General features: G+C 29.8%; 6 protein-coding genes, 1 tRNA gene, 1 rRNA gene and 1 pseudogene. All 9 read left to right on the forward strand.

Annotated features, from left to right (window positions below; all coding sequences use genetic code 11):
- Positions 1–63 precede the first annotated feature (63 nt).
- The 9 genes and pseudogenes from Q0V24_RS16545 (at position 64) to Q0V24_RS16585 (ending at position 7,962) form a co-directional block, all read left to right on the forward strand.
- A tRNA-Asn gene (locus tag Q0V24_RS16545) sits at positions 64–138 on the forward strand.
- 4 nt (positions 139–142) lie between these two features.
- A 5S ribosomal RNA gene (gene rrf, locus Q0V24_RS16550) occupies positions 143–260 on the forward strand.
- Positions 261–464: 204 nt separating this feature from the next.
- A complete protein-coding gene (locus Q0V24_RS16555) occupies positions 465–737 on the forward strand; it encodes a metal-sensing transcriptional repressor (RefSeq protein ID WP_297523200.1) in 273 nt (90 codons plus the stop codon).
- Positions 738–794: 57 nt separating this feature from the next.
- Entirely contained in the window at positions 795–3,458 is a 2,664-nt protein-coding gene (locus Q0V24_RS16560; RefSeq protein ID WP_297523202.1) for a heavy metal translocating P-type ATPase, read from the forward strand.
- A 538-nt stretch (positions 3,459–3,996) separates the two neighbouring features.
- Entirely contained in the window at positions 3,997–4,191 is a 195-nt protein-coding gene (locus Q0V24_RS16565; RefSeq protein ID WP_297523205.1) for a heavy metal-associated domain-containing protein, read from the forward strand.
- Between the two features lie 330 nt (positions 4,192–4,521).
- Positions 4,522–4,966 (forward strand): annotated as a pseudogene (locus Q0V24_RS16570) (response regulator transcription factor).
- 48 nt (positions 4,967–5,014) lie between these two features.
- Positions 5,015–5,863, forward strand: a complete 849-nt coding sequence (locus Q0V24_RS16575; RefSeq protein ID WP_297523206.1) for a hypothetical protein — start codon at positions 5,015–5,017, stop codon at positions 5,861–5,863.
- 200 nt (positions 5,864–6,063) lie between these two features.
- Positions 6,064–6,240 (forward strand): hypothetical protein, encoded by a 177-nt coding sequence (locus Q0V24_RS16580; RefSeq protein ID WP_297523208.1) that lies wholly within the window; start codon positions 6,064–6,066, stop codon positions 6,238–6,240.
- A gap of 333 nt (positions 6,241–6,573) precedes the next feature.
- Positions 6,574–7,962, forward strand: a complete 1,389-nt coding sequence (locus tag Q0V24_RS16585; protein WP_297523210.1) for an MFS transporter — start codon at positions 6,574–6,576, stop codon at positions 7,960–7,962.
- The last annotated feature ends 82 nt before the right edge of the window (positions 7,963–8,044 follow it).

An 8,044-nucleotide genomic window follows, 5' to 3' on the forward strand; every position in this document is an offset into this window, starting at 1 on the left:
AGGGCCGATGGTACTGCACGGGCAGCTGTGTGGGAGAGTAGGTTGTTGCCAGATTTATATTAATCCGGAATAGCTCAGTGGTGGAGCAGTCGACTGTTAATCGAAAGGTCGTGGGTTCAAATCCCACTTCTGGAGCCAAATATCTAGTGGTTATGCCATTTAAGGTAACACCCGTTCCCATTCCGAACACGATGGTTAAGCTTTTATGGGCCGATGGTACTGCACGGGCAGCTGTGTGGGAGAGTAGGTTGTCGCTAGATTCAAAAGATCAAAGAATTTTCTTTGATCTTTTTTTTATGCCTTTTTTTACTTTAGGTTGAGAATAAAAGAAGCAAATATAATTTTTGAAATTATATTTGCTTCTTTTATTCATATTATTAATAGGTATTCCTTGACAGGAAAGATTTTAAAGTGTATATTATAAATACAGGACCCCCCTGTAGGGGTGTATAAGGAGATTTGTTATGAATGAAGATAAAAAGAAAGCAATTCAGTTATTAAAGACTGCTAGAGGACAGATAGATGGAATAATAAAAATGATAGAGAATGAAAGGTATTGCATTGATGTGTCTAATCAAATTATGGCTTCTCAAGCTTTAGTTAAAAAAGCTAATAAGCATATTCTTTCTCAACATTTAAATAGTTGTGTTATTGCAGCAATGGATAATAAAGAAAGTAAAGAGGAAAAGATACAAGAACTTGATAAAATAATTTCAAAACTTTTAGAAAGTAAATAATTTGTTTGATATATAAGGTTGATAATTAACAAGATACAAATGAGGAAGGTGATAATAGTGGAACAAAAAGTACTTAAAGTTACTGGGATGACTTGTGCTGCATGTGCAGCATCAATTGAAAGAGTTTTAAATAAGATGGATGGTATAGATAGTGCAACTGTGAATTTAGTAGCAGAGGAGCTTAATCTTAATTATGATAAAAATAAGATTAGCTTAGAGAAAATAAGACAGAAGATAGAGAAAATTGGTTTTAGAATAGAGAATAATAATCAAATTAAAGAAGTTTATAAAGTTGAAGGGATGAGCTGTGCAGCTTGTGCATCTTCCATTGAAAGATCACTTGGAAAACTTGATGGAGTTGATAAAGCGGTTGTTAACTTTGCTAATGAAAGTGTTTCGCTTGTATATGATGAAGATAAAGTATCTTATGAAGATATACAAAAGAGAGTACAAAAAATTGGTTTTAATTTTAAGAAAGATTTAAAAGAAATAACTTATAATGTTGAAGGTATGAGTTGTGCTGCATGTGCGTCATCTATTGAAAGAATTTTAAAGAAGATGGATGGAGTAGAAAATGGAGTTGTAAACTTTGCAGCAGGAACTGTAAAGTTCGCTTATGATACAGAGAAAGTTAGAATGAGTGATATTAGAGCTAAGTTATCAAAACCTGGTTTTACACTTGTTGATTTGGAAGAAGAAGAAGCAAATTTAGAGGGTAACAAAAAAAGTGAAGTAACATTTACTAGAAATAGATTAATTCTTACTGCATTATTTGCAATTCCGGTGTTTATTATATCTATGGGAGAGATGGTCGGGATGCCACTTCCAAGTTTTATGTCACCAGAACAATCACCTTTAACTTTTGCAGTAGTACAGCTGATATTAACAGTTATAGTATTTTACTTTGGTAGAAGTTTCTTTAAAGTTGGATTTAAGAGTTTATTTGCTGGAGTTCCTAATATGGATTCATTAATCTCTATTGGAGCAGGTGCAGCATTTTTATATAGTATATATGCAATGATTAAGATTGGTATGGGATTCCCACACTTTGCACATGAATTATACTTTGAGTCAGCAGCTATTATTATTGGATTTGTTAGTCTTGGTAAATTTTTAGAAAGCGTTGCTAAGGGTAAAACTTCAGATGCTATTAAAAAATTAATGGGGCTTGCACCTAAAAATGCAACAATTATTGTTGATGGTAAAGAACAAGTTGTTTCTATTGATGATGTTAGAGTTGGAGATTTGATTGTTGTTAAACCTGGAGAAAAGTTACCTGTTGATGGTGAAATTATTGAGGGTAAGACAGCACTTGAGGAAAGTATGTTGACTGGTGAGAGTATTCCAGTTGAAAAAACTATTGGTGATTCTGTTTTTGGAGCTAGTATTAATAAAAATGGTAGAATTATTTATAAGGCTACAAAGGTTGGTAAAGATACAGTTATTTCTCAAATAGTTAAACTTGTTAAAGATGCACAGGGGTCAAAAGCTCCAATAGCTAAGACTGCAGATATTATTGCGGGATATTTTGTCCCTGTAGTTATTATACTTGCTATATTAGCTAGTATATTCTGGGGTATTGATGGTCAGAATTTAGAATTTGTTATGACTATATTTATAGCAGTTTTAGTTATAGCTTGCCCATGTGCTTTGGGACTTGCAACTCCTACAGCTATCATGGTTGGTACTGGTAAAGGGGCTGAGTATGGTGTACTTATTAAGGGTGGAGAGTCACTTGAAGCTACTGGAAGAATTGAAACTATTGTATTTGATAAAACAGGTACTTTAACTGAGGGAAAACCAGTGGTTACAGATATTATTACTGATAAGTATTCAGAAAATGAAATTCTTTCAATTGCAGGAGCAGCTGAAAAGGGTTCAGAGCATCCACTTGGGGAGGCTATTGTTAAACATGCTGAAGAACTTGGTCTTGAACTTAAAAAAATTGATGAATTTACAGCTATACCTGGTAAAGGGATAGAAGTAAGCATTGATTCAAAAGATATATTTATAGGAAATAAAAAACTTATAGATGAGCAGAATGTTATTATATCAGGCGAGTTTGAAAAAGAGTCTGAAAGACTTGCAGAGCAAGGGAAAACTCCTATGTATATGATTATAGATGGAAAGCTCGAAGCTATTATTGCGGTTGCAGATACTGTTAAACCTTCAAGTAAGAAAGCAGTTCAAATACTTACAAAAATGGGTATTGAGGTTGTTATGCTTACTGGAGATAATAAAAAAACAGCACAGGCTATTGCTAAAGAACTTGGCATTTCAAGAGTTGTAGCTGAAGTATTGCCACATGAGAAGGCTGAGAAAGTTAAAGAAATTCAGGCAGAAGGTAAAAAAGTTGCTATGGTTGGAGATGGTGTTAATGATGCCCCAGCACTTGCAATTGCAGATGTTGGAATGGCTATTGGATCAGGAACTGATATTGCAATGGAATCTGCTGATATAGTTCTTATGAGAAGTGATATTATGGATGTTATTGGAGCTATTCAATTAAGTAGAAAAACTATGAGAAATATTAAAGAAAACCTATTCTGGGGATTAATATTTAATATAATTGGTATCCCTATTGCTATGGGAGTACTTCACTTATTTGGAGGACCTTTATTAAATCCTATGATTGGAGCTTTTGCAATGAGCTTTAGTTCTGTTACTGTTCTTTTAAATGCTCTAAGACTTAAAACTTTTAAACCTAAATTAGATTTATAAAATATAAAAATTAGGGCAAACTAGTAATAACTTCATTTTAACTTAATTTAAGAGAATTCTCCAACCTCAACGTAGTAGGTGGTGAGATGAATCGACGTAGCTTTAGCTAAACGTAAATAATTCCCATGTATTAATAATTCAAGCTTGGATATAATATAATTATAGGTTTCCAAAAGCAAGTCTTAAGCTTGCAGTACCGTAGGAAATACGGAAAGGGTTCTCCTAAAAAAACCCATAGCGTTGGAAACTGATAGTCTGTAAAATAATTACCTATATGGTTAGACAGGATTATACGAAGCCCCGACTTCAAGCCTTTAGGCTAAGTGGTGGGTATTTCACTAGTGGTTAGTTTCTAATGTGAGAGGGAAAATTCTCTCACAAAATTATAGCTCCCTTTGGGAGCTATAATTATAAAATATGATTTAAAACTGTAATATATATTTCTCTTAATTGGGAAGTTTTAGAGTTATAATCAAAATATAAATAATGCTTTAACAAGAGGCTTTATATCTTGTGAATTTAAGACGAGGTGATATTAATGAAAACAGTAAAAATAGAAGGTATGTCATGTGGTAAATGTGTAGCTAATATAGAGAAAGCTTTATCAGATGTAGCTGGAATAACAAAAATGGACGTAACAGTAGGTCAAGCTATAATTGAAGGTGATGTTTCTAATGAAGTATTAACAGAGGCTATCGAAGATTTTGGATTTGATGTTATTGAAATAAAGTAATATAATATTACATGGTACAGATAAGCTTATTGGTGCTTGCCTGAATCTATGGTTTAGTATAACGATGAGTTATAATAAAAAATGTCTATGCAATTTAATTTTGCATAGGCATTTTTTATTTTATTTCAATATTTTAAAAATCTTAATTAATTAAAAAATTGAAATTAATATTTGGGGTTACATTAGTATTGGAGTTGATTTAATTTTAGGAAGGACCTTAATAAATGAAAATAAAGAGATACAGGTTATATCTATTGGTAGAAAGTTTATTGTTGATGGGAAAAATGGATTTAATTCAGTAATTTTAATTAATAAATAGGGGGAGAAATTTTGAGGATTATTATAGCTGATGATGATAGTTTAATTAGGGAAAGTCTTAATATTATTTTGGGTATAGATGATGATATAGAGGGTTTAGGAACTTTTGAGAATGGAAAAGTTGCAAGTGATTTTGTATTATGTAATAAGGTTGATGTGGCACTTTTAGATATTAGGATGCCAGTTATGAATGGTGTTGAGGCTACTAAAGTTATAAAAAGTAATAGTGATACTTACAACTTTTGATGAAACAGAGTATATAGATAAAGTTATGAAGTAGGGTGCAAATAGATATATTCTAAAAAATACTAAGTCAGATAAAATAAGTAATAAAGAGATTAGTAAAAAAGTTTATGTATCAGAGGGAAGTGTTAGAAATTATATAACTTTTATTCTACAAAAAACAGGGTTTGAACATAGAACACAAATTGCTATAAAATATTTGGGTAAAGTATAAAAAATAGTAAATACTTAGAATATATAACTTTAGATAAAGAGGTGGATAATGATATATATATTTAATAATCAGGATATTACAAAAATACCAAAGATAAAAAAGTTAGAGGATGTAAGGGAGCTTAGTGTTTATAATAACAGGATAAAAACTATTGATATGGATATTTATAAAATGACTAATATAGAAGTTTTAAATTTATCTGTAAATGAAATAGAATTTTTGCAGCCAGAAATAAAAAATCTACAGAAACTTAGAACTTTTGATTTGGGGTTTAATAGAATAAAAGAAATTCCAGTTGAAATAGGAGAACTTAATAATCTTGATAGATATTTATATTTACATAATAATGAGCTAGATAAATTACCAGATGAAATTTGTAATTTAACTAATCTTAGATATATAAATATTAGTAACAATAGGTTACATGGTTTACCAAAGTCTATTGATAAACTTGAGTGTCTTGTTGAAATGAGAGCTATGAATAATGAGATAGATCATTTGAATGAAACTTTTTTCAATTTATTATCACTTAGATGTCTTAATTTAAATGGTAATAAGGTTAGAAGCATATCAGAGAGTATTTGTAATTTGAAAAATTTAAGAGTTCTAGAGTTAGATGATAATGAGATAGAGGAGTTGCCGATAACTATAGATTTCTTAAAATATTTAAGACGATTGAATCTTAGAAACAATAAACTTAAAGAGCTTCCAAAGGAAATTGGTGGGGTTAGAAATTTGATAGAACTTGATTTAAGAGGAAATGATTTAGAAAAGATTCCGATTGAAATTTTAAATCTTAAGAAGTTAGAAAGAGTAGATTTAAGATGGAATAGTAGACTTGAATATAATGAGATTATAGAACAATTAGAAAGACAAGGGTGTCTTGTTTATTATTAAAAATAGCCCTATAAGGTGTAATAAGAGTGTTAGTAAGTAATTACTAATGCTCTTTTTTTATTTCAGAAAAAATTAATTTTGTTTACGTATATAAGGTTAATGACAAATGGTATATTATTTTATTAATTTAATAAATGAACATAGAGATAAATTTGAACTACAATAATATCAATAAGAGAAATACGAGGGGGTATTGGGTTATGTATGCAGTTGTATCGCTTATGATAGGAGGAGCATTTATGCCAGTTGAATTCTTCTCAGATTTTGAAGATAAAATATCAAAACTTACACTTATAAGATGGTTAACAGATATGGTAGCAAACATGCAATTTGGGTCAACAATTTCACAAGAATGGAAAAGTATAGTTCTTGTGTGATGTTTTTAATGGCTAGATTTATTAGTAATCAAAAAGATAAAAAATTTGTAGAGAGTTAAATTTAAAAACAAGGTAGAATTGATACTAGTGGTATTAATTCTACCTTGTTTTTTTGGAATAATAACATTTTAAGGGAATCTGAACGAAATAAAAGTTTTAAAGGTTATAAGCAATTTCGGTTAAAAAATTAATGTAATATTGGAAAAAAAAGATAAATTTAGAGTTAATTTTAAAAAGTTTAATATAAGTTTATAATTTGGTGCATTTGAAAAAAGTTATATTTAAAAATACAATTAAAATGAATAAAATCTAATGTAAAAGAAGGGATTATTAATGATAAGTGATGTTCAATCTAAAGAAGAGGTTAAAAAAAGATGGAATTGGAACTGTTATACCTTTATAGCTGGATTTGTATTTTTAGGGATAATAACAGGAGTTTCAATAGACACCTTTGTAAGTTATCTACAATTAAAATCTCCAGAAGTTACAGCAGCATTTTCAAGTTATTTAGGAGTAGCTATTTTAATAGGGGCTATTATAATAACTTTGATACCAAGGTTTGGATATAAAAAGATTCTGTTACCATTTCCGATACTAATAATTATTAGTATTATAGGGATTATGTATGTTAAAAGTAATATTTTACTTGGAATATTAATTGTTTTATTTTTAAGTGGGATAAATGTATCACAATATGTTTTAGCACCAATGCTATCATCATATACAACACTAGAAAATAGAACAAAGATGTTTTCCAGAGCACTTTATGCTAATATGGCAGGAACTGCTATTGGAAGTCTTTTTGATGGTAATTTAGTTGTCTACTTTTTTTCAAAATATTTGCATATAGGGTATAGTGTAGCTAATAATTTGAGTGCACATCCAAAACTTTTAGATGAGTCTCAAAGACTTAGTTATTTATCTTCATATAAAATGGTATTTTGGATTGTTTGTGTACTTGCAGTAATAGCTTTTGTAATTACTTTATTCTTGCGTGAGAAAAAAGAAGATTATCAAGAAAACGTAACTAGAGAAGCTAAGGCTAAAGCAAAGTTTAATTTTGCTATGTTTGAAAATAAAGATTTAATAGTATGGCTTATATGGACATTTTTAATTGGGTTTGGAGCAGCATTAATATGCCCATACTTCCCAGTATTCCTTAATGAGTTTTTACACATAGATAGAGGTGTTATTTCAGTAATAATTGCACTAACTTATGTAGCATCAGTATTATTTATGATGGTTACACCTTTTGTTGAAGAAAAATTAGGATCAATTATTGCCTTGGTAGGGTGTTTTATTTTAACTATTCCATTATTTATTTTAATAGCAAATGGACAAATATTTGGAAGTTTTATAGTTGTTGGTATAGGGGTAACTTTATTCTTAAGATCAGGGTTTGCAAATGCATGTCAGCCAATACAACAAGCATTACCAATGAGCTTTGTTAAAAAATCTGATAGAGCATTCTATAATGCGGTTATAACAGTATGCTCTTCAGCAGGGTATATTCTTGGTGGAATATTTACTAAAACAATATTATTTACAACAACAAGTGGGTATAGACAGGCGTACTACATTACAGCAGTATGTTATTTAGTAGCAAATTTATTAGTTTTAGCTTTGTTCTACAAAAAATATAATAGATATACTAAAGGAAAAGGAAATATAATAGAAGATTCAAAAGAAGTGAAAAAAATAGAGGAAATATCTAGTAAATAAAATATAAAAAGCACTAGTGAAAACTAGTGCTTTCAGGACGTCGACAAACTACAATGTCGATGTCCTTTTTTTTGTTTTTCGA

It is taken from the genome of uncultured Clostridium sp. (assembly GCF_947039605.1).
Lineage (GTDB): Bacteria > Bacillota > Clostridia > Clostridiales > Clostridiaceae > Sarcina.

Coding starts and splice junctions, on each gene's coding strand:
- Q0V24_RS16555 (WP_297523200.1), top strand. CDS start 465: ATGAATGAAGATAAAAAGAAAGCAATTCAGTTATTAAAGACTGCTAGA.
- Q0V24_RS16565 (WP_297523205.1), top strand. CDS start 3,997: ATGAAAACAGTAAAAATAGAAGGTATGTCATGTGGTAAATGTGTAGCT.
- Q0V24_RS16575 (WP_297523206.1), top strand. CDS start 5,015: ATGATATATATATTTAATAATCAGGATATTACAAAAATACCAAAGATA.
- Q0V24_RS16580 (WP_297523208.1), top strand. CDS start 6,064: ATGTATGCAGTTGTATCGCTTATGATAGGAGGAGCATTTATGCCAGTT.
- Q0V24_RS16585 (WP_297523210.1), top strand. CDS start 6,574: ATGATAAGTGATGTTCAATCTAAAGAAGAGGTTAAAAAAAGATGGAAT.